Below are 23,133 nucleotides of genomic sequence, written 5' to 3'. Positions count from 1 at the left end.
CGATAAATGTTCCTGGTGACATCCAAGGAGGTAAGACGACTTGTGAATGAGTCGACAATTACTCCCGGGAGCGGTGCGCCAGGTGCTCCGATCGGCTCCGTCGCGGTGCGGACCTTCGCGACGCACCAGCCCATGACGACAGCCCACACGATGAAGACGATGGACGGCCTACACGTGAACGCCACGGCCGGCAACGAGATGGGCCGAGAGTCCACCCACTTCGCCGCCTTTGACGAGGTGCCCGAGGGGCACTTCTACGACCCCGACGCCGAGTACGAGCCCGACCCCGAGTACGCGGCCACCCTCGCGCCCGACGCCGCCCGGCAGCGCCGCGAGCGGATCGGCCCGACGGGACGGCCCCTGCCGTACTTCCCGATCCCCGGTCCGCTGACGGACCACGGACCCGCGAAGATCATCGCGATGTGCAACCAGAAGGGCGGCGTCGGCAAGACCACGTCGACCATCAACCTGGGTGCCGCGCTCGCGGAGTACGGACGACGGGTCCTGCTCGTCGACTTCGACCCGCAGGGAGCCCTGTCGGTCGGCCTCGGCGTGAACCCGATGGAGCTCGACCTCACCGTCTACAACCTGCTCATGGAGCGGGGCATGTCGGCGGACGAGGTCCTCCTCAAGACCGCCGTGCCCAACATGGACCTGCTGCCGAGCAACATCGACCTCTCGGCCGCCGAAGTCCAGCTCGTCAGCGAGGTCGCGCGCGAGTCGACGCTCCAGCGCGCCCTGAAGCCGCTGATGAACGACTACGACTACATCGTGATCGACTGTCAGCCCTCGCTCGGCCTGCTGACCGTGAACGCCCTGACGGCGGCTCACAAGGTCATCGTGCCGCTGGAATGCGAGTTCTTCGCGCTCCGCGGAGTGGCGCTGCTGACCGAGACCATCGAGAAGGTCCAGGAGCGGCTCAACCCCGAGCTGGAGCTCGACGGCATCCTCGCCACGATGTACGACTCCCGCACCGTGCACAGCCGCGAGGTCCTCGCGCGGGTCGTCGAGGCCTTCGACGACCACGTGTACCACACGGTCATCGGGCGGACGGTGCGCTTCCCGGAGACCACGGTCGCCGGCGAGCCCATCACCACGTACGCCTCCAACTCCGTGGGCGCCGCCGCCTACCGCCAGCTCGCCAGGGAGGTGCTCGCCCGGTGTCACGCCGAGTGAGTCTGCCCGGCGCCGACGAACTCTTCCGTACGACCGGGGGGACGGCGCTCCAGGCGTCCGCACCCCGCCGGGCCGTCCCGGCACCCGCGGGCGAGAGCGACACGACGGCGGCCGAGGGCTCCGCGGAGCACACCGCCGCGGACTCCGAGGCGTCGGAGCCGAGGGCCCGGACGGCGGAGCCCGAGGGCGCCGCCGTCCCGAAGCCCGCGACGTCCCCCGCCGCGGCGCCCGCCCCGGCGGCGGCCCGGCGGCGCGGCGGCCGTACCCCGAACCGGCGGCCCAGCGGCCGTGAGCGCCACGACGAGAAGATCACGGTCTACGTCTCCGCCGAGGAGCTGATGGACCTGGAGCACGCCCGGCTGGTGCTCCGCGGTGAGCACGGCCTCGCCGTCGACCGGGGCAGGATCGTCCGGGAGGCCGTCGCGGTCGTCCTGGCGGACCTGGAGTCCCGCGGCGACGCGAGCATCCTCGTGCGCCGCCTGCGCGGCCGCTGACGGTAGCCTGCGGGCTGCCGCGCCCCCGCTCCCCTGGACCTCCATGCACCACGCCCCTGACGAAACGTCCCGCCCCCCACGCCGCCGCGCCCTGGGGCGGGGCCCGGGCGACCCGCCGGCCGCGCCTGAGGAGGCACCGGAGGATTCCGCCGCGGCCCCGCTCGGGGAGGACGGCACCGAGGGGCCGGCGGCGGCACCGGTGCCGGCACCGCCTGTGGTGACGGCAGCGCCCGCGGCGATGGCACCGCCTGTGGTCACGGCAGCGCCCGCGGCGGAGGCACGGCCTCTTGCGACCGGGCCCGAGCAGGCGGCGGCACGGCCTCCGGCGGCCGCACCGACACCGGCGGCGGCACCGACTCCGGCGGCGGCACCGACTCCGGCGGCGGCACCGACTCCGGCGGCGGCACCGACCCCGGCGGCGGCACCGACACCGGCGACCGGGGCCGCGGCGGGGGCTCCCGCGCCCACGGCCGAGCCGGTCCCTCGGCTTGAGCCCGGGCCTGAGCACGCGCCCCAGGGGGAGCCCGCGGCCGGCCCCGCGCCCGCGCCTCAGCCCGAGCTCCAGCCCGCGGCCGCCGCCGACAGCGGCGACGGCCGGTTCACCGTGCGGCTCGCGAACTTCGAGGGGCCCTTCGACCTGCTGCTGCAGTTGATCACCAAGCACAAGCTCGACGTCACCGAGGTCGCGCTCTCGCAGGTCACCGACGAGTTCATGGCGCATCTCCGGGCCCTCGGGCCCGACGGCGACCTCGACCAGACCACCGAGTTCCTGGTCGTCGCCGCCACCCTGCTCGATCTCAAGGCCGCCCGGCTGCTGCCCGCCGCCGAGGTCGAGGACGAGGCCGACCTCGCGCTCCTGGAGGCCCGCGACCTGCTCTTCGCCCGGCTCCTCCAGTACCGCGCGTACAAGCGCATCGCGGCGATCTTCGAGGAGCGGTGGGAGGCCGAGGGCCGACGCCGTCCCCGTACCGTCGGACTCGAACCCCACCACGCCGAGCTGCTTCCCGATGTGGTCATCTCCATCGGCGCCGAGGGCTTCGCCCGGCTGGCCGTGAAGGCCATGCAGCCCAAGGCCGAGCCGCAGGTGTACGTCGACCACATCCACGCCCCTCTCGTCAGCGTCCGCGAGCAGGCCGCCGTCGTCGTCGCGCTGCTGCGGGAGCGCGGGACGGCGCTCTTCCGGGAGCTCGTCGAGGACGTGGGCGACGACACCCTCACCGTCGTCGCCCGCTTCCTCGCCCTCCTGGAGCTCTACCGGGAGAAGGCCGTCGCCCTGGACCAGGAGACCGCCCTGGGGGACCTCACGGTCTCCTGGACCGGCGGGGAGGCGGATCCCGCGGGGGCCGTGACCGACGAGTTCGACCAGGAGACCGCCGTATGAGCGACGTGAAGCCCGCCCTCAAGCCCGCGCTCGAAGCGGTCCTGATGGTCGTCGACGAGCCCGCGACCGAGGCGCACCTCGCCAGGGTCCTGGAGCGCACCCCCCGCGAGGTGGGCGACGCCCTGCGCGAGCTCGCCGACGAGTACACCGTCCAGGGCCGCGGCTTCGAGCTGCGGCAGGTCGCCGGCGGCTGGCGCTACTACACCCGCGCCGACCAGGCCGCGGCCGTCGAGGCCTTCGTCCTGGAGGGGCAGCAGGCCCGTCTCACCCAGGCGGCCCTGGAGACCCTGGCGGTCGTCGCGTACCGCCAGCCGGTCAGCCGTTCCCGGGTCTCGGCGGTGCGCGGAGTGAACTGCGACGGCGTCATGAGGACCCTGCTCCAGCGGGGCCTGGTGGAGGAGGCGGGCGCGGAACCTGAAACAGGTGCGATCCTGTACAGGACGACGAACTACTTCCTGGAGCGGATGGGCCTGCGCGGCCTGGACGAGCTCCCCGAGCTCGCGCCCTTCCTCCCCGAGGCCGAGGCGGTCGAGCCGGACTCACTGGAAGGGGTCCCGTCGTTCGATCCGGATGCCCCGGATCGTGAGGACGACGACGACAAGACGGAAGTTTGATGCGAAGCAGCAGCGGCAGGAACAGCAGCGGAAACAACGGCGGGAGCCGTGGTGGCAACAGCGGCGGCCGCGGCGGCAGCAGCGGTGGCGGCCGTGGCAACGGCGGCGGCGGTGGCGGCTACCGGGGGTCCGGTGGCGGCTCCGGCAGCGGCGGCGGATACCGGGGCGGCAGCGGCAGCGGCGGTGGCGGCGGCTACCGCGGCGGCAGCGGCTCCGGCGGCGGGTACCAGGGCGGCGGCCGTGACGGCCAGAAGAGCCAGAGCAACCCGCGCCGGCCTCGCCCCGAGGAGCGCACCTACGACGTGAGCCCCCCCGAGGCCCCGAAGAAGGGCCGCGGCTCCGCGGCCCGCGGCGGCGCCAAGGGCGGCCCCAAGGCCCCGCAGGGCGGCACCCCGCCCCGTCGCGGCCCGCACGGCCAGCGTCAGACCCCGGCCCGCTCGCGCGAGCTCGACGCCAAGATCGAGCAGCGCAACCGGGAGCGGTACGAGAACCGGCCCGAGATCAGGACCCCCAAGACCTTCCCCGGCGCCGAGCAGGAGGGCGAGCGGCTGCAGAAGGTCCTCGCCCGCGCCGGCATGGGCTCGCGGCGCGCCTGCGAGGAGCTCATCGAGCAGGCCCGCGTCGAGGTCAACGGCGAGATCGTCCTGGAGCAGGGCAAGCGCGTCGACCCGGAGCGGGACGAGATCAAGGTGGACGGCCTGACCGTCGCCACCCAGTCGTACCTGTTCTTCGCGCTGAACAAGCCGGCCGGTGTGGTCTCCACGATGGAGGACCCGGACGGCCGCCAGTGCCTCGGCGACTACGTCACCAACCGCGAGACGCGGCTCTTCCACGTCGGCCGGCTCGACACGGAGACCGAGGGCATCATCCTGCTCACCAACCACGGTGAGCTGGCCCACCGCCTCACGCACCCCAAGTACGGCGTGAAGAAGACCTACCTGGCCGCCATCACCGGCCCGCTGCCCCGCGAGGTCGGCCGGCGGCTCAAGGACGGCATCCAGCTGGAGGACGGCTACGCCCGCGCCGACCACTTCCGCGTGGTCGAGCAGACCGGCAAGAACTACCTGGTCGAGGTCACGCTGCACGAGGGCCGCAAGCACATCGTGCGCCGCATGCTCGCCGAGGCGGGCTTCCCGGTCGAGAAGCTGGTCCGCACGGCCTTCGGCCCGATCGGCCTGGGCGACCAGAAGTCGGGCTGGCTGCGCCGCCTCACCAATACGGAGGTCGGCATGCTGATGAAGGAAGTCGGCATGTAAGGCCCCGCGCCGCCGTACGAGAGAGCCCGCGACCGCCCGTCGGTCGCGGGCTCTTCCGCGTCCGGGTCCCGGAACGGTCCGGTCCCGGAACGGTCCGGTCCCGGAACGGTCCGGTCCCGGAACGGTCCGGTCCCGGAACGGTCCGGTCCCGGAACGGTCCGGGTCCCGGAACGACGGGGCTTGTGGCCGAAGGCCGCCGCCCTTTATAGTCAACCTGACTCTAAAGGAGGCGGGCGTGAGCCTCGCAAGCATTCTCGAACCCCTGCAGCAGCCGCTCTTCACGATCCTGGACACCCCGGTCAGCTGGACCGAGGTCCTGGGCTTCGGCAGCGGTGCGCTCTGCGTCTGGCTCGTCGCCCGCCAGCACCTCGCGAACTGGCCCATCGGCATCGCCAACAACCTGTTCTTCGTCCTGCTCTTCACGCAGGCCGGGCTGTACGCCGACGCCGGCCTCCAGATCGTCTTCATCACCCTCGCCGTGTACGGCTGGTGGACCTGGACCCACGGGGGTGGACCAGGCTCCGACACCCTCCCGGTGCGCCGCACCACGCGCACCGAGTGGACGTGGCTGCTCGCGGCGGGGGTGGTGGGGACCCTCGCGCTCACCCTGCTGCTCGACCGCGCCACCGACTCGACCGTCCCCTTCTGGGACGCCCTGACGACCGCGCTCTCCCTCATGGCGACCTACGGCCAGTGCCGCAAGCGCCTGGAGTCCTGGTGGCTGTGGATCGCCGCCGACCTGGTCTACGTCCCCCTGTACGCGTACAAGGAGCTCTACCTGACCTCCCTGCTGTACGTCGGCTTCATGACCCTCTGCGTCCTCGGCCTGCGCGGCTGGACCAGGGACCTCGCCGCCCGCCCCGCCCGTGGCATGGAGGTGGCGGCGTGACCCGCTACGGACACGGCCTGGTCCTCGGCAAGTTCTATCCGCCGCACGCCGGCCACCACCACCTCGTCGACACGGCCCTCGACCGCTGCGAGCGCCTCACCGTCCTCGTCTGCGCCTCCTCCGTGGAGAGCATCGCGCTGGAGGACCGGGTCGCCTGGATGCGGGAGGTCCATCCCGACGCCCTCGTCGTCGGAGCCGTCGACGACCACCCCGTCGACCTCCAGGACCCCGACGTCTGGGACGCCCACATGGCGGTCTTCCGCGCCGCCGTCCCCGAGCCCGTCGACGCCGTCTTCACCTCGGAGCCGTACGGGGAGGAGCTCGCCCGCCGCTTCGGCGCCGCGTCCGTCTGCGTCGACCCCGGACGCGTCCGCCACCCCGTCTCCGGGACCGCCGTCCGCGCGGACCCCACCGGCACCTGGGACTTCCTGGAGCCGCCCGTACGCGCCGCGCTCACCCGCCGCGTCGTCGTCCTCGGCGCCGAGTCCACCGGCACCACCACCATGGCCCTCGCCCTCGCCGACCACTACCGGCGGCGCGGCGGAGTCTGGGCCCGGACCCGCTACGTGCCCGAGTACGGGCGCGAGTACAGCGCACTCAAACTCGCCGAGCTCCGCGCCGAACGCCCCGGCGCCACCTGGTCCGACGTCGCCTTCCACTCCTCCGACTTCCCCGTCATCGCCCAGCGCCAGGCCGAACTGGAGGAGGAGGCGGCCCGCGACGGCTCACCCGTCCTCTTCTGCGACACCGACGCCTTCGCCACCACCATCTGGCACGAGCGCTACATGGGCACCACCAGCGCCGCCACGGGAGAGATCGCCGCCCGCGGACGGCAGCACCTCTGGCTGCTCACCGACCACCGGGGCGTCGACTTCGAGGACGACGGACTGCGCGACGGGGAGCACCTGCGGCCCTGGATGACGGCGCGGTTCCTCACCCAGCTCGCCCACAGCGGGCGCCGCACCGCGGTCCTCACCGGGCCGCACGAGGAGCGGCTGGCGGCCGCGGTCGCCGCCGTCGACGGACTGCTCGCCGAGGGCTGGGACCTCGCCGACCCGCTGCCGGAGCGCCGGTGACCGGGCACCGGGCGGCGGGCGCGGGCCCGGCCGGCCCGCCCGGGGCCGTGCCCGAGGACTACGACCCGCACGCCTTCGAACCGTTCGCCGTCACCGTCGACCTCGCCGTCCTCACCCTCCGCGAGGAGCGCCTCCACGTCCTGCTCGTCGAACGCGGCCAGGCACCGTACGCCGGGTCCTGGGCGCTCCCCGGCGGCTTCGTCCTGCCCCGCGAGTCCGCCGAGCTGGCCGCCCGCCGCGAACTCGCCGAGGAGACCGGACTCTCCGGAGCCACCGTCGCCGGACTCCACCTCGAACAGCTCCGCACCTACAGCGAACCCGACCGCGACCCGAGGATGCGGGTCGTCTCCGTCGCCTTCGCCGCCCTCCTGCCCGACGCCCCCGAACCCCGCGGCGGCGGGGACGCGGCCCAGGCCCGGTGGGTGCCGTACGGGACGCACGGGACGCTCGCCTTCGACCACGACCGCATCCTCGCCGACGCCCACGAACGGGTCGGCGCCAAGCTGGAGTACACCTGCCTCGCGACCGCCTTCTGCCCGCCCGAGTTCACCCTCGGCGAGCTCCGGCAGGTCTACGAGACGGTCTGGGGCGTCGAACTCGACCGCCCCAACTTCCGGCGCAAGGTCCTCGCCACGCCCGGCTTCGTCCGGGCCGTGGAAGGCCCGCCGCGCCTCACCGGCGGACGGGGGAAACCGGCCGCCCTCTACCGGGCGGGCGAGGCCGTCACCCTCCACCCGCCCCTCCTGCGACCGGAAGGACGATCCACATGAACCCGAACCGCACCGCGGTCAAGCGGGCCGCGACGGGCTCCCTGGTCGGGCTGGCGCTCGGCGACGCGCTGGGCTTCCCGACCGAGTTCAACGACGTGCCCGCGATCCTCGCCAAGGTCGGACCCTGGCGGGAGATGCCCCTGCCGGTCCGCGGCGGGACGGCGTACGTCACCGACGACACCCAGATGGCCCTCGCCCTCGCCCGGGGCATCCGCACGGCCATGGACCGGGGGCCGCTGTCCCCGCACGCGCTCGCCGGGCCCGCCCGGGCCGAGTTCGTCGACTGGTACCACTCCCCGGACAACAACCGCGCCCCCGGCAACACCTGCCTCCGCGCCTGCGGCCTCCTCGACGGCGACCGGCCCTGGCAGGACGCCAGCCAGATCGGCTCCAAGGGCTGCGGCGCCAACATGCGGGTCACCCCCGTCGGGCTCGTCCCCGGGCTGAGCGAGGAGCAGCGGGCCGGGGCCGCGCAGCTCCAGGCGGCGCTGACCCACGGTCACCCCACCGCGCTCGCCGCCTCCGACCTGACCGCCCGCGCCGTGTACCTCCTCGCCCAGGGCGTCGACCCGGCCGGACTCGTCGGACAGCTCCGCTCCTACGCGTACGAGAACCGCTCCCGCTACCACCAGGACTGGCTCGGCGACCTCTGGACCCGCTCCCAGGACCCGTCCGCCCGGCACTTCGTCGAGCGCGGCTGGGACGAGTGCCTGGCCGTCCTGGAGCGCCTCGACGCCGTCCAGCGCACGGCCGACCCCGAACTCGACCCCTGCACGTACACGGGAGACGGCTGGATCGCCGAGGAGGCCCTCGCGACCGCCCTGCTCTGCTTCCTCCTCTTCCCCGGCGAACCCCTCACCGCGCTGCGCCGGGCCGCCTGCACCCGGGGCGACTCCGACTCGATCGCGGCCCTCGCCGGTGCCTTCGCCGGGGCCCACCTCGGCGCGGACGCCTGGCCCGAGGAGTGGGAGGAGCGCGTCGAGTACCGGAGCGACCTCCTGACCTTCGGCGCCCTCTGGGACGCTTGACCGATGACGCTCTCCCTCGCATCCGCGCTCGACGCCGACCTCGCCGCCGTCGTGGCCGAACAGCCCGACCCCCTGCTCTTCGCGACCGTCTCCGGCGCCCACCTGTACGGCTTCCCGTCCCGCGACTCGGACGTGGACCTGCGCGGCGCGCACTTGCTGCCGGTGGAGGCGCTGGTCGGGCTGCGCGAGCCCGAGGAGACCCGCAGCCGTATGTGGGACCGGGACGGCGTCGAGATGGACCTGGTCACCCACGACCTGCGGAAGTTCGCCCGGCTGATGCTGCGCCGCAACGGCTACGTCCTGGAGCAGCTCACCTCCCCGCTCGTCGCGCACACCACGGAGGTCCACGCGGAGCTGGTCTCGCTCGTGCCCGAGGTGCTCACCTCGCACCACGCCCACCACTACCGGGGGTTCGCCGGCACGCAGTGGCGGCTCTTCGAGCGCAGCGGCGAGCTCAAGCCGCTGCTCTACACCTACCGGGCGCTGCTGACCGGCATCCACCTCATGCGGTCGGGTGAGGTGCAGGCGCACCTGCCGACCCTTGTCGGGGAGGTCGCCGAGGCACCCGCCCGGCTGCCCGACCTCGTCGAGGCGAAGGCGGCCGCCGAACACGGGCTCGCGGAGGCGGCGGTCGAGGACGTACGGGCCGAGACCGAGGCCCTGCACGCCGTCCTGGACGAGGCGCAGGCCGCGTCGGGCCTGGTGGAGACGTCGGAACGGGCCCACGCCCAGCTGCACGACCTGGTCGTCCGGGCGAGGACGACCGCGCCCTAGGACCGGGCGCGGGGCCAGGCCCTGTCGTCGAACGACACCCCTAGGCCCGGAGCTCGGCCGTCGCGGAGGCGCGGCGCGCGCGGATCAGGAAGTCCTGCACGCGCGCGTGGTCCGGCGCCGCCGGGAGCGGGGTCGCGTCGAGGGCGTGGTCGGCCTCCTCCTGGAGGCGGTTCATCCAGGACTCCACCTCGCTCCAGGCCACCTCGCCGCGCTTGACCGCGAGGAGGCGCTCGCGGTCCTCGCCGACGTCGATCCGCAGCTCGCCCGAGCGCAGCAGGTCCCGGCAGCTCGTCAGCAGCCGCAGCAGGTGCATGGCGTGCTTCCAGCGCGGGTGGCCGTACTGGCGGACGTCCGCGTCGAGCTTGCGGCGCTGCCCGCCGGCGTAGCGGACGAAGGTCTGGTGGGCCTGCCGGGAGAGGAAGGCGTCGCGGAGCGCGAGCAGTTCGCGGCCGAGGTCGTCCACGTGCTCGACCACGGGGGAGTGGAGGCACTCCAGGACGTTCGGGTTGTTGCGCAGGGCCAGCTCGCAGAAGCGCTCCAGCTCCCAGCTGAACTGCTCCTCGCCGGGGCCCTCCACGTGCGCGGGGGGCTTGTCGAAGTGCCAGAACAGCGGCGTCGGGGCGAGGTACACGCCCCGGACGTCCGTGTCGCTGTCCTCGGTCGCGAGACCGAAGGCGCGCGAGCCCATCACACAGGAGTAGATCGTGTGCTCGCGCACCAGCTCGTCCGGAGTCATGCCGGTCAGGCTACGTCAGGGCGGTGACAGGGCTCTGTCAGGGGGACGGGGGCGGGTGGTACGGGCCCGGGGTGGGTCCTGGACGGGTCCTGGATGGCCCTGGGCGGGTCCTGGGCGGGGTCCGGTGGCGCGGGCCTACGCCAGGGTGATCGAGTCCCCCGAGACGGTGATCCGCTCCGGCGGCAGCGGGCGCGTCGCCGGTCCCGTCACCACCGCGGCGTCCGTGACGCTGAACCGGGAGCCGTGACAGGGACAGTCGATGGTGCCGTCCGCGACCTTGTTCACCAGGCAGCCCTGGTGGGTGCAGACGGCGGAGAACGCCTTGAAGTCACCGGCCGAGGGCTGGGTGACGACCACCTTCTCCGCGGCGAAGACCTTGCCGCCGCCCACCGGGATGTCGGCCGTCGCGGCCAGGCGCTCGCCTGCGGGGGAGGCGCTGGTGCCGACGGGCGTGCTCGGCGCGGCGGGCGCGCTCGTGCCCGCCGTCGCGTCGGGGGTGGCCGGGGCGTCGGTGGCCGTACCGCCGTCGCCTCCGTCGTCCGAGCCGCAGCCCGCCGTCAGGGCCGCCGCGGCGACCAGGACGGCACGGCGGCTCGTGGCGAGTGCGGTCGGGTGGGTGAGGCGTGAAGTCATACGGCCACCTTGGCGCCGCGGCACCGCCGGGCCGGGCAACACGCCTACACCCGGGCCGTCAGCTCCCTCGCACGGCCGTCCGCGTCCCGCCGCACCTCCAGCACAGAGGTCACCGCCTCCCGCTCGATCGGCCCGTACACATGGGGGAAGAGCGTCGCCCCCGCCCCCTCCCGGCGGACCTCCGCGGCCAGCCGCCCCTCGTCGATCACCAGGACCAGGAGCGGGCCCGGCACGTCCCGGTAGCGGGTGTCGGCGATCACGAGGGCAGCCGCCTCGTCCGGCGAGCAGTGGACGAAGCCCTCGGCGGCGAGGGACGGCGGGGCGTACGGGGCATCGGGGGCGGCGGACCAGTCGGCCAGCGGTACGACGTGCAGCAGCATGCCGACAGTTCTACCGCGCGGGACCACCGGTCCGGCCCCTACCCCGAGTGGCAGAACGTACCGGTTCGGGTGACATTGAGGCTGTTCCGAACCGGACGAAAGGCAGGACCATGGCGGGAAACGACCTCGGCAGTCTCCTCGGAAGCCTCCTCGGCGGCAGCGGCGGCAGCGGCGGCAGCGGCGGGCAGAGCGGCGGAGCCGGAAACATCCTCGGCGCCCTGATCGGCGCCCTCGCCGGCGGCCAGGGCGGTGCGCAGGGCGGCGGCGCGGGCGGTGCGTCCAACCCGCTCGGCGGGCTCCTCGACATGCTCACCAAGTCGGGCCTCACCGACCAGACCCGCTCCTGGGTCGGCACCGGCGAGAACCAGTCCGTCAGCGGCGCCCAGATCGCCGAGGCCCTCCCCGACGAGACCCTGCAGAAGGTCGCCCAGGACGCCGGCGTCAGCCCCCAGGAGGCCGCCGACGAGATCGCCCGGTCGCTGCCGCAGGCCGTCGACAAGCTGACTCCGGCGGGCTCCGTGCCCCAGGGCTCGCTGGAGGACATCATCCGCGAGCAGCGCCTCTGACGGCGCTCCCGGCGCCCCGGCGGCCCCGGACACGCCCACGGGCGCCCGCCCTCCGTCTCGGAGGGCGGGCGCCCCGGCACGCCGTCCGGCCGCTGACTAGGCTGAACGGAGCACTGACGCAGGCGAAGGAGACGACGTGGCGGTACGAGCGGTCCGAGGAGCCGTCCAGCTGGAGCGGGACGAGGCCGGGCACATGAGCGAGCAGGTCGAAGAACTGCTCACCGCCGTCCTCGAACGGAACGGACTCGACGCCGACGACCTCATCAGCATCTGGTTCACCGCCACCCCCGACCTCCACAGCGACTTCCCCGCCGCCGCGGCCCGCCGCACCGGCATCGTCGACGTCCCCCTGCTCTGCGCACAGGAGCTCGACATCGAGGGCGCGATGCCGCGGGTCGTCCGCCTCCTCGCCCACGTCGAGACCGACCTCCCCAAGTCCCGGATCGCGCACGTCTACCTCGGCGCCGCGGCCGCTCTGCGCAAGGACATCGCCCCGTGAGAACAGCCCTCGTCATCGGCACCGGACTGATCGGCACCTCCGCCGCGATCGCGCTCGCGGGCCGCGGCGTCACCGTCCACCTGCGCGACCACGATCCGGCGCGGGCCAGCACGGCCGCCGCGCTCGGCGCCGGCACCGACGAGGCGCCCGAGGGCCCCGTGGACCTCGTCATCGTCGCCGTGCCCCCGGCGCACGTGGCCGCCACCCTCGCCGAGGCCCTCACCGCCGGGCTCGGCCGTGGCTACCTGGACGTGGCGAGCGTCAAGGGCGGCCCCCAGCGCGAGCTGCGGGCCCTGGGCCTCGACCTCTCCGCGTACATCGGATCGCACCCCATGTCCGGCAAGGAGCGCTCGGGCCCGCTCGCCGCGACCGCCGACCTCTTCGAGGGACGCCCCTGGGTGCTCACCCCGACCCGGGACACCGACACCGAGGTCCTCAACCTGGCCCTGGAGCTCGTGGCGCTGTGCCGGGCCGTGCCCGTCGTCATGGACGCCGAGGCCCACGACCGCGCGGTCGCCCTGGTCTCCCACACCCCGCAGCTCGTCTCGTCGATGGTCGCCGCGCGGCTGGAGGAGGCCGACGAGTCGGCCGTCCGCCTGTGCGGGCAGGGCATCAGGGACGTCACCCGGATCGCTGCCTCCGACCCCCGCATGTGGGTCGAGATCCTCTCCGCCAACCCGGGCCCCGTGGCCGACGTCCTCTCCGGGGTCGCCGCCGACCTCGACGAGACCGTCCGCGCCCTGCGCTCCCTCCAGTCCGCCGACGAGGACAAGCGGCGGGACGGCGCCTCGGGCGTCGAGGACGTGCTGCGCCGCGGCAACGCCGGCCGCTCCCGCGTCCCCGGCAAGCACGGCGCGGCGCCCACCGCCTACGAGACGGTCGCCGTCCTCATCAGCGACCAGCCGGGCGAGCTGGCCCGGATCTTCGCCGACGCGGGCCGCGCCGGGGTCAACATCGAGGACGTCCGCATCGAGCACGCGACGGGCCAGCAGGCCGGTCTCGTCCAGCTCATGGTGGAGCCCTCGGCGGCGCCCGGGCTCGGCGCGGCCCTGCAGGAGCGGGGCTGGGCCCTGCGGACGAGCTGACGCGGCACCCGCCCCGCACGGGCCGCGGTGCCCGCCCCACCCCGCACGCCCGCGCATCCCGCCCGCGACGGGCGGGACCCGCGGGGCGGGCGGGGCCGCCGGGCGGGACCGCCCCCGCGGGCGGGGCCGAACGGGTGCCGGGGACTCGGTAACCTTGTGGGGGTCCCCCGCACTCCGCCGGGCCCGCCACTCACCCCAGGAAGGTGTTCCCACCGTGGAATCCGTGATCGTCGCCATCGACGGGCCCTCCGGCACGGGCAAGTCCAGCACCTCGAAGGCGGTCGCCGCCAAGCTGGGTCTGAGCTACCTCGACACCGGTGCCCAGTACCGGGCGATCACCTGGTGGATGATCAGCAACGGCGTGGACGTCCACGACGCCGAGGCCGTCGCCAACGCCGCCGCCAAGCCCGTGATCGTCTCCGGCACCGACCCGGCGCGGCCCACGATCACTGTCGACGGCCTCGACGCGGCCGGACCCATCCGGACCGACGAGGTCACCTCCAAGGTCAGCGCCGTCAGCGCCGTCCCCGAGGTGCGGAGCCTCATCACCGAGCTCCAGCGGTCCATCGCCCGCGGCGCCGAGCACGGCATCGTCGTCGAGGGCCGGGACATCGGCACCACCGTCCTGCCCGACGCCGACCTCAAGATCTTCCTCACCGCCTCGCCCGAGGCCCGCGCCGCCCGCCGCTCCGGCGAGCTCAAGGGCGTCGACGTGCAGGCCACCAAGGAGGCCCTGGTCAAGCGGGACGCCGCCGACTCCAGCCGGAAGACCTCGCCGCTCGCCAAGGCCGGCGACGCCGTCGAGGTCGACACCACCGAGCTCACCCTCGACCAGGTCATCGAGTGCGTCGTCACCCTGGTGGACGAGAAGCGCGGAGCCGCCAAGTGACGCTGCCCTCGGAGAGGGGCGCCGCCGTCGGCAGACGCATCGGGATCGGGCTGATGTACGGCTTCTGGAAGCCGCGCGTGCTCGGCGCCTGGCGGGTGCCGGCCTCCGGCCCCGCGATCTTCGCCGTCAACCACGCGCACAACATCGACGGCCCCATGCTCATGGGCACCGCGCCGCGGCCCGTGCACTTCCTCATCAAGAAGGAGGCGTTCGTCGGCCCGCTCGGCAGCTTCCTGGAGGGCATCGGGCAGCTCAAGGTGGACCGCGACAGCACCGACCGCACCGCGATAGGCAACGCCCTGGGCGTCCTGGAGCAGGGCGGAGTCCTCGGGATCTTCCCCGAGGGCACCAGGGGAGAGGGCGACTTCGCCTCGCTCCGCTCGGGCCTGGCGTACTTCGCCGTCCGCAGCGGCGCGCCGATCGTCCCGGTGGCCGTGCTGGGAAGCACCGAGCGCCGAGGACGGTTGGTCAAGGCACTGCCTCCGCTGCGCGGCCGCGTCGACGTCGTCTTCGGCGACGCCTTCGACGCGGGTGACGGCTCCGGCCGCCGCACGCGCAAGGCGCTCGACGAGGCCACCGTACGGATCCAGGGGAAGCTCACCGACCACCTGGAAAACGCCAGGCGCCTCACGGGGCGCTGAGCGAGACTTTCAGTAGTGGGCCCCGCGGCCCGGGGACCCACCGACCACGAATGATCAAGGAACGGACTTCATGAACGACCAGCACGACCACGGGGCACTTGGCGACGCCGAGTACGCGGAGTTCATGGAGCTCGCCTCCGAAGAAGGCTTCGACGCCGAAGAGGTCGAGGGCGCGATCGAGGAGGCCGGTCACGGCCCGCTTCCTGTCCTCGCCGTCGTCGGCCGTCCGAACGTCGGCAAGTCGACCCTGGTGAACCGCATCATCGGCCGCCGCGAGGCCGTCGTCGAGGACAAGCCGGGCGTCACCCGCGACCGCGTCACCTACGAGGCCGAATGGGCCGGGCGCCGCTTCAAGGTCGTCGACACCGGCGGCTGGGAGCAGGACGTCCTCGGCATCGACGCCTCCGTCGCCGCCCAGGCCGAGTTCGCCATCGAGGCCGCCGACGCCTGCCTCTTCGTCGTGGACGCCACCGTCGGCGCCACCGACACCGACGAGGCCGTCGTCAAGCTGCTGCGCCGCGCCGGGAAGCCGGTCGTCCTGGCCGCCAACAAGGTCGACGGACAGTCCGGCGAGGCCGACGCCGCCACGCTGTGGTCCCTGGGCCTCGGTGAGCCGTTCCCGGTCTCCTCGCTGCACGGCCGCGGCACCGGCGACCTCCTCGACGAGGTCCTGAAGAAGCTGCCGGAGGCCCCCGAGCAGCGCTTCGGCAACACCGTCGGCGGCCCGCGCCGCATCGCCCTCATCGGCCGCCCGAACGTCGGCAAGTCCTCGCTGCTCAACAAGGTGGCGGGGGAGGACCGCGTCGTCGTCAACGAGCTGGCCGGCACCACCCGCGACCCGGTCGACGAGCTGATCGAGCTCGGCGGCGTGACGTGGAAGTTCGTCGACACCGCGGGCATCCGCAAGAAGGTCCACCTCCAGGAGGGCGCGGACTACTACGCCTCCCTGCGGACGGCCGCCGCCGTCGAGAAGGCCGAGGTGGCCGTCATCCTCATCGACACCACCGACAAGATCTCGGTCCAGGACCAGCGCATCATCACGATGGCGGTCGAGTCGGGCCGCGCCATCGTCATCGCCTACAACAAGTGGGACGAGCTCGACGAGGAGCGCCGCTACTACCTGGAGCGCGAGATCGAGACGGAGATGCAGCAGGTCGCCTGGGCGCCCCGCGTCAACGTCTCCGCCAAGACCGGCCGCCACATGGAGAAGCTGGTCCCGGCCATCGAGACCGCCCTCGCCGGCTGGGAGACCCGCGTCCCCACCGGCCGGCTCAACGCCTTCCTCGGTGAGATCGTCGCGGCGCACCCCCACCCGATCCGCGGCGGCAAGCAGCCCCGCATCCTCTTCGGCACGCAGGCCGGCACCAAGCCGCCCCGCTTCGTGCTCTTCGCCTCCGGCTTCCTGGAGGCCGGCTACCGCCGCTTCATCGAGCGCCGCCTCCGCGAGGAGTTCGGCTTCGAGGGCACCCCGCTCCACATCTCGGTGCGCGTGCGCGAGAAGCGCGGCCGCAAGAAGTAGGCCCGGTCGTCGGGCCGGTACACGGCGGAGGGCCGGGGCGATCGCGCCCCGGCCCTCCGCCGTCTACCCCCCCCCGGTGCGCCCTCCGCGCTACACGCCCCTCCGGGGCCCCGGAGGCAGCGCCGCCTGGGTGTGGGCGGGGGCGGGCGGGTACGGCGCGGACCACGCCTGCGGATACGCCGTCCCGTACCGGTGGCCCTGCCCGTGGCCCTGGCCCTGCCCGTACACCCCCGTGCTCACCGCCGTACCGAACGCCCGGAACGTGAGGTCCTCCTCGCCGCTGCGGTCACCCGGCAGCGTGCGGAACGTCCTGAGGTACTCCGAGTACAGGGCGTCGTAGATCGGCGTGGGCGAGGCCCCCGCCGTGACGTCCTGCGCAGGGCGCATCGACGGGATCGGACTCGGATACGGCTGGAGGAAGGGGTCGTATGCGTGCACGTAGGTGCCAACGACCCCGCCGCCCGTCGGATGCGGGCGGCTCTCCGAAAGGGGGGCCCGCCGGGGACGCGGCACGGTCGGGGCCCCGGGGCCGCCGGAGCCCGTCGGCCCCGCCGGCACGCCGTGCACCCTCGCCCACCCCATGCCCGGCCGGCGGCCCTCCATCAGGTGCCGGCCAGCGGCATCGCGGCGGCGACCAGGCGCCCGTTCGCGGCGGCCTTCTCCAGGGCGTCGCGCAGCAGGTCCTCGCGCGGCTGCTGGCCGATCGAGCCGACCGGGGCGGCGAAGACCAGCACCGTGTGCGACTTGTTGGCCGCCGCGCGCCAGCCCTCGGTGACCTGGAGCGGCTGGTGGGCCTGCCACCAGGCGGCCTGCCCGGCGCCGCCGGGGCCCGGCTGGAGGACGGAGTGCAGCTGGCCCATGGCCACCAGGACCGACCAGCCCGGCAGCGCGGCCGGCTTCTCGTCGAGCGTCACGACCCGGTGGAAGCCCTGGTCGGCCAGGAGCGGCAGGAACTCGTCGGTGAGGCCGTCCGAACCCGGACGGGCCACCGGCGCGGTCGGCTCCACGACGAGGGCCGGGTGCAGCTCGCCCTGGATCAGGACGAGACCGCTGGTGACCCCGAGCACGGCCTGCTCGGGGTGGGCGGCGGACAGCGCGTCGGCGGTGTCCGAGGCCGTGATGGAGGCGACGGCGCCCTGCAGCTGCTCCTCGGCGACCCGGACCACCTGCGACGGGATGCAGGTGGCGTGGGCGAACGCGAGGACCGCGGTCTCGTCGCCGACGAACAGCACCGTGCTGGTGCGCTCCTGGTCGGAGTCCCCCGGCGTGCGGCAGGACGTGCAGTCGTAGCTGCCCGGGGCGTTGTCGCCGGCGAGCAGCCGGTCCGCTTCTTCGTCGCCGATCTCGGCGCGTACGTCCTCGCTGACGTCGAGCATGCGCGGCACGGGGGGCTCCCTGGACTCGGTACGGGGGGACGCCGGGCCGTTCCCGGTCGTCTCATGACGAGTTCAACGGGTCAGGCTCGGCCGGGGTCACGCGTGGAACCGGGGCAACTTGCCGCCGGCCCGCGCGGAACCGGTCGCGGGCGGGCCGGGCGGACGGCGCGGGAAGGGCGCGACGGCGGGTGACTCCGACCGGGTGGGGTGTGAACGGTGTTCCGCGCGGCACGGGCCGGGGGCGCCGGGCCGCTGCCTAGCCTGCCTCGATGTCGAAGATCCGATTTTGGACGACGGGCTCGCTCGTGGCGGCGTCCGCCGCCGCGCTGCTGGCCCTGGCCCCGGCACCCGCCCAGGCCCGGGACGTGCTGGACGGGCCCCGGAACACGTCCGCCGTGCTCCGTGACGTGTCGGAGGGGCTGCGGGCGTCCGCCGCCGTGCCCGCCTACCCCTGCGCCCGCGACCAGTGGCCCTGGGGATGCGTCGCCGAGTGCGAGAGCAGCGGCGACTGGCACACCAACACCGGGAACGGCTTCTACGGAGGCCTCCAGTTCTGGCACCCGACCTGGGTCGAGCACGGCGGACTGCGGTACGCGCCGCGCGCCGACCTGGCGACCCGGGCCCAGCAGATCGCCGTCGCCGAGGAGGTGCTCCGCACCCAGGGGTGGGGGGCCTGGCCGGTCTGCTCCAAGCGGTACGGGCTGAGCGGACGCGTCCACACCGTCCAGCGGGGGGACACCCTCAGCTCGATCGCCCGCCGCTTCGCGATCAAGGGCGGCTGGCAGGCGCTCTACCAGGCGAACCGGGCCCTCATCGGCCCCGATCCGAACCGGGTCGTCGTCGGCACGATGCTGCGGATCGCCCCCCTCTGAAGGGGCCGGGGGCGGACCCGCGCGGCGGGCGGAGCAGCAGCCGGCCCGCGGCCCCGAACACCCGTCAGTCCGCGGCCGGTTGACAGGGCGGCCGGAGCCGGGCCGGCCAGGGCGAGGTGCCGGGGAGCCGCGCGGCCGTGCCCCGGATCGGTCACCGCCCGTGAACCTCCCCGGTCACCGCCCGCGAACGGCGCCCCCTCGACCGGCGTTACAGTCGGTCGACCGATCAACTGACCGGGGGGAACCGGCAGCGCGATGCGTATCTCCTTTCTGCTCCACAACGGCTACCACTACGGCGGCACGATCCGGACGACGTTCACCCTCGCCGAGGAACTGGCGAAACGTCACGAGGTCGAGATCGTCTCGGTGTTCCGCCACCGCGACCGCCCCTTCCTCGGCCTGCCCGCCGGGGTGACCCTGCGCCACCTCGTCGACGTCCGCAAGGACAGCCCCGGATACGACGGCGACCACCCCGACTTCCACCGTCCCGCCGAGGTCTTCCCGCGCGGCGACGGCCGCTGGAAGCAGTACAGCGCCCTCACCGACGCCCGGATCGGGGAGCACCTGCGCGGCGTCGAGGCCGACGTCCTGGTCGGCACCCGCCCCGGGCTGAACGTGCAGCTCGTCCGGCAGGCCCGGCGGGGGCCGGTCCTCGTGGGACAGGAGCACCTGATCCTCGACGGCCACACCTTCCGGCTCCGCCGCGACATCGGCCACGAGTACGCGCTCCTGGACGCCGTCACCACCGTCACCGAGGCGGACGCCCGCGCCTACCGGCGTCTGCGGCTGCCCGGCGTACGCGTCGAGTCCGTGCCCAACAGCGTGCCCGCGCCCCCGGTGCCGACCGCCGACCCCGCGGTGCGGACCGTCGTCGCGGCGGGCCGGCTCACGCAGGTGAAGCGGTACGACCTGCTGATCGACGCCTTCGCCGAGGTCGCGGCGGACCACCCCGACTGGAGGCTGCGGATCTACGGCAGCGGGGACGCCGCGCAGAACCTGAAGGGGCCGCTGACCCGGCAGATCGAGGAGCGGGGGCTCACCGGGCAGGTCTTCCTCATGGGGTCGGCGAACCCGCTGGAACCGGAGCTGGCCAAGGGCTCGATCGCCGCGGTGACCTCGCAGCGCGAGTCCTTCGGCATGACCATCGTCGAGGCGATGCGCTGCGGTCTCCCGGTGGTCTCCACCGACTGCCCGCACGGGCCGGGCGAGATCATCGAGGACGGAGTCGACGGCTTCCTCGTACCGGTCGACGACACGGCGGCGTTCGCGCGGGCGCTGCGCCGGCTGGTCGAGGACGACGAGCTGCGGGCCAGGGCGGCCCGGGCGGCGCTGGAGGCGTCCGAGCGGTTCGACCCGGCCCGGATCGCCGCCCGGCACGAGGCGCTCTGGGCGGACCTCGTGGAGCGGGGCGCGGGCCGCCGCACCCACGGGCAGGGCCGGGCGGCGCTGCACACCGCCACCGGCCGTGCGATCGACGCGGTCTACGGCCTGAAGGCCCGGATCGGCCGGCTGGTCCGCCGCTTCCGCTGACCGGGACCGCGCTCGCACGGTCCACGCCTCCCGCGCGGCCGGCGCCCTCGCGGTACGCCCGGCGCCCGGCCCGTGCGGCCGCTGGCCGGGCCTCGCCGTCCGTCGGCGCGCGGGCCGACCCCGCCGTGTGCTCCTGGGCGGGGCGGCCGTCCGCCGGGCGTTCGTGCGCGGCCCGGCGTCCCGCCTGTTCGTGCGCGGCCCGGGGTCCTACCTTTACGCGCGGCCCGGCCCCGCCTGTGTGTGCGCCCCGGTCGTCCGCCGTTCGTTCATCGAGGACAGAACTCGTCCGCGAGGGCTGGCAGACTCGCGTCCATGTTGGAGACCTCAGCACGGCTCTTGCGTCTGCTCTCGCTGCTCCAGGCCCACCGCGAGTGGTCCGGTGCCGATCTCGCCGACCGGCTCGGGGTCACACCCCGGACCGTGCGGCGGGACGTGGACCGGCTCCGCGAGCTCGGCTATCCGGTGAACGCCAGCCCCGGGACGGGCGGCGGCTACCAGCTGGGCGCCGGGGCCGAGCTCCCGCCGCTGCTCCTCGACGACGAGGAGGCCGTCGCGGTCGCCGTCGGCCTCCGGGCCGCCGCAGGGCAGGGCGTCGAGGGGATCGGCGAGAGCTCGGTCCGCGCCCTGGCCAAGCTGGAGCAGGTGCTCCCGGGGCGGCTGCGCCGCCGGGTGAGCGCCCTGAACGCCTTCACCGTCCCGATGCTCCGCACCCCGCGCGAGCGGATCGACCCGGCCGTCCTCACCGAGCTCGCCCACGCCTGCCGGGACGGCGAGCGGCTGCGCTTCGAGTACCGGGACCACGGCGGGGCGAGCACACGCAGGAACGTCGAGCCGCACCGCCTGGTGTGCAGCGAGCGGCGCTGGTACCTGGTCGCCTGGGACGTGGAGCGGGACGACTGGCGCACCTTCCGCGCCGACCGGATCGTGCCGACCCCGCCGCACGGGCCCCGCTTCCCGCCCCGCGAGCCGCCCGCCGAGGACCTCGCCGCCTATGTGGCGAAGGGCGTGTCCACCGCGGCGTACACGACCGAGGCGACGATCCGGCTGCACGTGCCGCTCGCGGAGGCGGCCGCGGCCGTCGGTGCGGCCGACGGCGTCCTGACGGCGGACGGGCCCGACGCCTGCTTGCTGCGGACCGGGGCGCACAGCCTCGACGTGATGGTGATCCACGTCTCCTTGATCGGCTTCGAGTTCGAGGTGCTCGATCCGCCGGAGCTGGTCGACCGGGTGCGGGCGCTCAGGGACCTGCTGTCCCGCTCCCTCGACCGGTCTGCCGGGGCTCCCGCTGACACGTAAGCATGGTGTAAGGGAAGAGTGGGCGGCTCGCGTACGCGTCGCCGAGACAATTCGGGACGGGCGGAGCCGGAAGCGCCGAATTACCGCCCGGTATCCGCGCTTCCGGTTCCTTGGTGCGAACTACCCGAGGCCGCTCGGAATTACTGGAGAAACGGCCGGAATCCCTGGCCGACAGTGACCGGGATCATGCCGAACACGCGTCGAGAACCTGTGACACAAGCGTGACCGCCAAGGGACTAACGTGAGGGCCATGGCATCCACATCGCGCACTCCCGAACCGCCTCGCGACGCCCCCGAGTCCTATGTGGGCCTCGACGGGGACAGCGCCGAACGGCGCGCCAGGACGCGGGGCTGGAGCACCGTCAGGTCCCTTCCACCCGGCTCGATCATCACCATGGAGTACCTCGCCGCACGCATCAACTTCGAGGTCGAGGACGGCACGGTCACCCGCTGCTGGGTCGGCTGAGGCGTCGGCGGCGGGCCTCCGGGCGCCGCCCGGAGACGCCCTGACCCGGACACGCGGAAGGGCCCCGGCCGATCGTCGGCCGGGGCCCTTCCGCGTGCGCGGGGGTCCCGCGGTCAGCCGCGGGTCGCCGGAGCGCGGCCGCCGGCTACTCCGGCCGGTCCGCGGACCGGCTCCTCGGAGCCGGGCGGACGCTGCGGGAAGTACCCCGGGCGGGGTCCTCCGGAGGCCACGGGCAGCGAGGGGACGAGACGGCGGCGGTCCCGCAGCCGGTCCCGTACGCGGTCGCGCAGGGCCAGGATCCACGACTCGGCGACGGCGATCACCGGCTCGCACCAGGGCAGGGCCAGCAGGATCAGCAGGCCGGCGGCCCAGCCGAGGAGGACGTCGCTCAGCCAGTGCGTGCCCAGGTAGACCGTGGTGAGTCCGACGCCGAGCGCGACCACCGCGGAGAGCGCCGACAGATAGCGCCGGGCCCGCGGGGTGGTCGCCAGGTAGGCGAGGATGCCCCAGGTCACGACCGCGTTGGCGGTGTGACCCGAAGGGAATATGTCGCCGCCGGCGAAGAGCTCGGCGGATCCGACCTCGGTCGCGTAGTGGGGTCCGAGACGGCCGAGCCCGAGCTTGACCGCGCCGACCGTGACGTTGAGCAGCAGGAGGGCGGCGCCGAGGCAGAGCAGGGGGCGCAGGGTGTGCTGGCGCCAGGAGCGCCAGCCCAGCCAGGCGGCCACCATGACGGCCGTCGGACCGCGCTGGCCGAGGACGACGTAGTAGTCGAGGAAGCCGTGGATCTCCGGCCACTGCTGGTAGGGCCGGAAGAGCATGATCTTCCAGTCGAGGGTCACCAGCCACGTCGAGAGCAGCACGGCGACGACCATGGCGAGATAGAACGCCGACGTCCCGCCGAAGAGGGCGAGACGCGTGCGGGTCATCCGCGGGACCTCTATCTTCGGCGGTTCCGGCTCCCGGTCCAGCCGGGCAAAGATGTCGGTACGCACCCAATCGACGTTACAGGGAGTGAGAAGCAGACCCGGTCGTTCCGGTCTGTTCGTGATGTTGATGTGATGTGGAGTAGGTCTCAGTGGGCGTCCTTTTACCGGCGTCCGTCGGGAAATCCGATGACCTTCCGCCCTATTGTCACGGGACCGATTCCGGAAGCGTGTTTGAACACGCGGAATTCGCTTCAAACG

General features: G+C 73.9%; 26 protein-coding genes. 20 read left to right on the top strand and 6 right to left on the bottom strand.

Translation table 11 applies throughout. The features are described 5' to 3' along the window. Window positions 1-150 precede the first annotated feature (150 nt). The 10 genes from ACF09E_RS20450 (at window position 151) to ACF09E_RS20405 (ending at window position 9,458) form a co-directional block, all read left to right on the top strand. Window positions 151-1,176: a ParA family protein gene (locus ACF09E_RS20450; protein WP_037637819.1), complete on the top strand. Its 1,026-nt coding sequence runs from the start codon at window positions 151-153 to the stop codon at window positions 1,174-1,176. Then, on the top strand, window positions 1,161-1,670 hold the full coding sequence (locus ACF09E_RS20445; protein WP_392206399.1) for a hypothetical protein: 510 nt from the start codon (window positions 1,161-1,163) through the stop codon (window positions 1,668-1,670). Before ACF09E_RS20450 ends, ACF09E_RS20445 begins: the two co-directional genes overlap by 16 nt. A gap of 43 nt (window positions 1,671-1,713) precedes the next feature. After that, entirely contained in the window at window positions 1,714-3,051 is a 1,338-nt protein-coding gene (locus tag ACF09E_RS20440; RefSeq protein ID WP_392206398.1) for a segregation and condensation protein A, read from the top strand. Beyond that, a complete protein-coding gene (scpB, locus tag ACF09E_RS20435) occupies window positions 3,048-3,665 on the top strand; it encodes an SMC-Scp complex subunit ScpB (protein WP_392206397.1) in 618 nt (205 codons plus the stop codon). The genes ACF09E_RS20440 and scpB overlap by 4 nt, the downstream gene beginning before the upstream one ends. Next, window positions 3,665-4,921: a pseudouridine synthase gene (locus ACF09E_RS20430; protein WP_392206396.1), complete on the top strand. Its 1,257-nt coding sequence runs from the start codon at window positions 3,665-3,667 to the stop codon at window positions 4,919-4,921. The genes scpB and ACF09E_RS20430 overlap by 1 nt, the downstream gene beginning before the upstream one ends. A gap of 235 nt (window positions 4,922-5,156) precedes the next feature. Continuing rightward, entirely contained in the window at window positions 5,157-5,810 is a 654-nt protein-coding gene (gene pnuC / locus ACF09E_RS20425; protein WP_392206395.1) for a nicotinamide riboside transporter PnuC, read from the top strand. Beyond that, entirely contained in the window at window positions 5,807-6,886 is a 1,080-nt protein-coding gene (locus ACF09E_RS20420) for an AAA family ATPase (protein ID WP_392206394.1), read from the top strand. The genes pnuC and ACF09E_RS20420 overlap by 4 nt, the downstream gene beginning before the upstream one ends. Then, entirely contained in the window at window positions 6,883-7,656 is a 774-nt protein-coding gene (locus ACF09E_RS20415) for an NUDIX domain-containing protein (RefSeq protein ID WP_392206393.1), read from the top strand. The genes ACF09E_RS20420 and ACF09E_RS20415 overlap by 4 nt, the downstream gene beginning before the upstream one ends. Next, entirely contained in the window at window positions 7,653-8,684 is a 1,032-nt protein-coding gene (locus ACF09E_RS20410) for an ADP-ribosylglycohydrolase family protein (RefSeq protein ID WP_392206392.1), read from the top strand. The genes ACF09E_RS20415 and ACF09E_RS20410 overlap by 4 nt, the downstream gene beginning before the upstream one ends. Window positions 8,685-8,687: 3 nt before the next feature. Then, window positions 8,688-9,458 carry a DNA polymerase beta superfamily protein gene (locus ACF09E_RS20405; protein ID WP_392206391.1) on the top strand — a complete coding sequence of 257 codons (771 nt, stop codon included), beginning with the start codon at window positions 8,688-8,690 and terminating at the stop codon, window positions 9,456-9,458. A 40-nt stretch (window positions 9,459-9,498) separates the two neighbouring features. On the opposite strand, the gene ACF09E_RS20400 is transcribed toward ACF09E_RS20405, so the two are convergent. From ACF09E_RS20400 to ACF09E_RS20390, 3 genes are all read right to left on the bottom strand, one after another. Next, complete coding sequence (locus ACF09E_RS20400) at window positions 9,499-10,194, bottom strand: DNA polymerase beta superfamily protein (RefSeq protein WP_392206390.1); 696 nt, start codon at window positions 10,192-10,194, stop codon at window positions 9,499-9,501. A gap of 135 nt (window positions 10,195-10,329) precedes the next feature. Next, entirely contained in the window at window positions 10,330-10,827 is a 498-nt protein-coding gene (locus ACF09E_RS20395; protein WP_392206389.1) for a Rieske (2Fe-2S) protein, read from the bottom strand. Window positions 10,828-10,871: 44 nt separating this feature from the next. Beyond that, window positions 10,872-11,207 carry a DUF952 domain-containing protein gene (locus ACF09E_RS20390; protein ID WP_392206388.1) on the bottom strand — a complete coding sequence of 112 codons (336 nt, stop codon included), beginning with the start codon at window positions 11,205-11,207 and terminating at the stop codon, window positions 10,872-10,874. Window positions 11,208-11,317: 110 nt separating this feature from the next. On the opposite strand from ACF09E_RS20390, the gene ACF09E_RS20385 reads away from it, so the two are divergent. The 6 genes from ACF09E_RS20385 to der all read left to right on the top strand — a co-directional run bounded on the left by ACF09E_RS20385 (window position 11,318) and on the right by der (window position 16,406). Continuing rightward, the gene (locus ACF09E_RS20385; protein WP_392206387.1) at window positions 11,318-11,773 is read left to right on the top strand and encodes a YidB family protein; all 456 of its coding nucleotides are present in this window, start codon (window positions 11,318-11,320) and stop codon (window positions 11,771-11,773) included. A 136-nt stretch (window positions 11,774-11,909) separates the two neighbouring features. Continuing rightward, on the top strand, window positions 11,910-12,272 hold the full coding sequence (gene aroH, locus ACF09E_RS20380) for a chorismate mutase (RefSeq protein ID WP_361858376.1): 363 nt from the start codon (window positions 11,910-11,912) through the stop codon (window positions 12,270-12,272). Then, window positions 12,269-13,357, top strand: a complete 1,089-nt coding sequence (locus ACF09E_RS20375) for a prephenate dehydrogenase (protein WP_392206386.1) — start codon at window positions 12,269-12,271, stop codon at window positions 13,355-13,357. Before aroH ends, ACF09E_RS20375 begins: the two co-directional genes overlap by 4 nt. A gap of 214 nt (window positions 13,358-13,571) precedes the next feature. Continuing rightward, window positions 13,572-14,246 carry a (d)CMP kinase gene (gene cmk / locus ACF09E_RS20370; RefSeq protein ID WP_361862018.1) on the top strand — a complete coding sequence of 225 codons (675 nt, stop codon included), beginning with the start codon at window positions 13,572-13,574 and terminating at the stop codon, window positions 14,244-14,246. Between the two features lie 53 nt (window positions 14,247-14,299). After that, complete coding sequence (locus ACF09E_RS20365; protein ID WP_392206424.1) at window positions 14,300-14,887, top strand: lysophospholipid acyltransferase family protein; 588 nt, start codon at window positions 14,300-14,302, stop codon at window positions 14,885-14,887. A gap of 70 nt (window positions 14,888-14,957) precedes the next feature. Continuing rightward, window positions 14,958-16,406 (top strand): ribosome biogenesis GTPase Der, encoded by a 1,449-nt coding sequence (der, locus tag ACF09E_RS20360; RefSeq protein ID WP_388804258.1) that lies wholly within the window; start codon window positions 14,958-14,960, stop codon window positions 16,404-16,406. A gap of 90 nt (window positions 16,407-16,496) precedes the next feature. Here der and ACF09E_RS20355 read toward each other — a convergent pair whose 3' ends face one another. Beyond that, entirely contained in the window at window positions 16,497-16,793 is a 297-nt protein-coding gene (locus tag ACF09E_RS20355) for a hypothetical protein (protein ID WP_388804261.1), read from the bottom strand. 215 nt (window positions 16,794-17,008) lie between these two features. Continuing rightward, on the bottom strand, window positions 17,009-17,791 hold the full coding sequence (locus tag ACF09E_RS20350) for a hypothetical protein (RefSeq protein ID WP_361862009.1): 783 nt from the start codon (window positions 17,789-17,791) through the stop codon (window positions 17,009-17,011). A 260-nt stretch (window positions 17,792-18,051) separates the two neighbouring features. Here ACF09E_RS20350 and ACF09E_RS20345 point away from each other — a divergent pair, with 260 nt between their 5' ends. The 4 genes from ACF09E_RS20345 to ACF09E_RS20330 all read left to right on the top strand — a co-directional run bounded on the left by ACF09E_RS20345 (window position 18,052) and on the right by ACF09E_RS20330 (window position 21,946). Then, window positions 18,052-18,654 (top strand): transglycosylase family protein, encoded by a 603-nt coding sequence (locus tag ACF09E_RS20345; protein WP_361862007.1) that lies wholly within the window; start codon window positions 18,052-18,054, stop codon window positions 18,652-18,654. Between the two features lie 255 nt (window positions 18,655-18,909). Next, window positions 18,910-20,184, top strand: a complete 1,275-nt coding sequence (locus tag ACF09E_RS20340) for a glycosyltransferase family 4 protein (protein WP_392206385.1) — start codon at window positions 18,910-18,912, stop codon at window positions 20,182-20,184. A 312-nt stretch (window positions 20,185-20,496) separates the two neighbouring features. After that, on the top strand, window positions 20,497-21,480 hold the full coding sequence (locus tag ACF09E_RS20335) for a helix-turn-helix transcriptional regulator (RefSeq protein WP_392206384.1): 984 nt from the start codon (window positions 20,497-20,499) through the stop codon (window positions 21,478-21,480). A 250-nt stretch (window positions 21,481-21,730) separates the two neighbouring features. After that, window positions 21,731-21,946: an I78 family peptidase inhibitor gene (locus ACF09E_RS20330; protein WP_361863551.1), complete on the top strand. Its 216-nt coding sequence runs from the start codon at window positions 21,731-21,733 to the stop codon at window positions 21,944-21,946. A 113-nt stretch (window positions 21,947-22,059) separates the two neighbouring features. Here the strand turns inward: ACF09E_RS20330 and ACF09E_RS20325 are convergent, their stop codons facing one another. Continuing rightward, window positions 22,060-22,875: a phosphatase PAP2 family protein gene (locus ACF09E_RS20325; RefSeq protein ID WP_388804272.1), complete on the bottom strand. Its 816-nt coding sequence runs from the start codon at window positions 22,873-22,875 to the stop codon at window positions 22,060-22,062. Window positions 22,876-23,133: the final 258 nt, after the last annotated feature.

The sequence above is a fragment of the Streptomyces sp. NPDC014891 genome (assembly GCF_043081085.1).
GTDB lineage: Bacteria > Actinomycetota > Actinomycetes > Streptomycetales > Streptomycetaceae > Streptomyces.
The sequence above is the reverse complement of the archived record's forward strand: the minus strand, read 5'-3'. Positions and strand labels throughout refer to the sequence as shown.

Coding starts and splice junctions, on each gene's coding strand:
- ACF09E_RS20345 (WP_361862007.1), top strand. CDS start 18,052: ATGTCGAAGATCCGATTTTGGACGACGGGCTCGCTCGTGGCGGCGTCC.
- scpB (WP_392206397.1), top strand. CDS start 3,048: ATGAGCGACGTGAAGCCCGCCCTCAAGCCCGCGCTCGAAGCGGTCCTG.
- ACF09E_RS20450 (WP_037637819.1), top strand. CDS start 151: ATGAAGACGATGGACGGCCTACACGTGAACGCCACGGCCGGCAACGAG.
- ACF09E_RS20355 (WP_388804261.1), bottom strand. CDS start 16,793: ATGCGCCCTGCGCAGGACGTCACGGCGGGGGCCTCGCCCACGCCGATC.
- ACF09E_RS20395 (WP_392206389.1), bottom strand. CDS start 10,827: ATGACTTCACGCCTCACCCACCCGACCGCACTCGCCACGAGCCGCCGT.
- ACF09E_RS20410 (WP_392206392.1), top strand. CDS start 7,653: ATGAACCCGAACCGCACCGCGGTCAAGCGGGCCGCGACGGGCTCCCTG.
- ACF09E_RS20400 (WP_392206390.1), bottom strand. CDS start 10,194: ATGACTCCGGACGAGCTGGTGCGCGAGCACACGATCTACTCCTGTGTG.
- ACF09E_RS20335 (WP_392206384.1), top strand. CDS start 20,497: ATGTTGGAGACCTCAGCACGGCTCTTGCGTCTGCTCTCGCTGCTCCAG.
- ACF09E_RS20430 (WP_392206396.1), top strand. CDS start 3,665: ATGCGAAGCAGCAGCGGCAGGAACAGCAGCGGAAACAACGGCGGGAGC.
- ACF09E_RS20330 (WP_361863551.1), top strand. CDS start 21,731: ATGGCATCCACATCGCGCACTCCCGAACCGCCTCGCGACGCCCCCGAG.
- ACF09E_RS20325 (WP_388804272.1), bottom strand. CDS start 22,875: ATGACCCGCACGCGTCTCGCCCTCTTCGGCGGGACGTCGGCGTTCTAT.
- ACF09E_RS20405 (WP_392206391.1), top strand. CDS start 8,688: ATGACGCTCTCCCTCGCATCCGCGCTCGACGCCGACCTCGCCGCCGTC.
- der (WP_388804258.1), top strand. CDS start 14,958: ATGAACGACCAGCACGACCACGGGGCACTTGGCGACGCCGAGTACGCG.
- ACF09E_RS20440 (WP_392206398.1), top strand. CDS start 1,714: ATGCACCACGCCCCTGACGAAACGTCCCGCCCCCCACGCCGCCGCGCC.
- ACF09E_RS20340 (WP_392206385.1), top strand. CDS start 18,910: ATGCGTATCTCCTTTCTGCTCCACAACGGCTACCACTACGGCGGCACG.
- ACF09E_RS20390 (WP_392206388.1), bottom strand. CDS start 11,207: ATGCTGCTGCACGTCGTACCGCTGGCCGACTGGTCCGCCGCCCCCGAT.
- ACF09E_RS20385 (WP_392206387.1), top strand. CDS start 11,318: ATGGCGGGAAACGACCTCGGCAGTCTCCTCGGAAGCCTCCTCGGCGGC.
- ACF09E_RS20365 (WP_392206424.1), top strand. CDS start 14,300: ATGTACGGCTTCTGGAAGCCGCGCGTGCTCGGCGCCTGGCGGGTGCCG.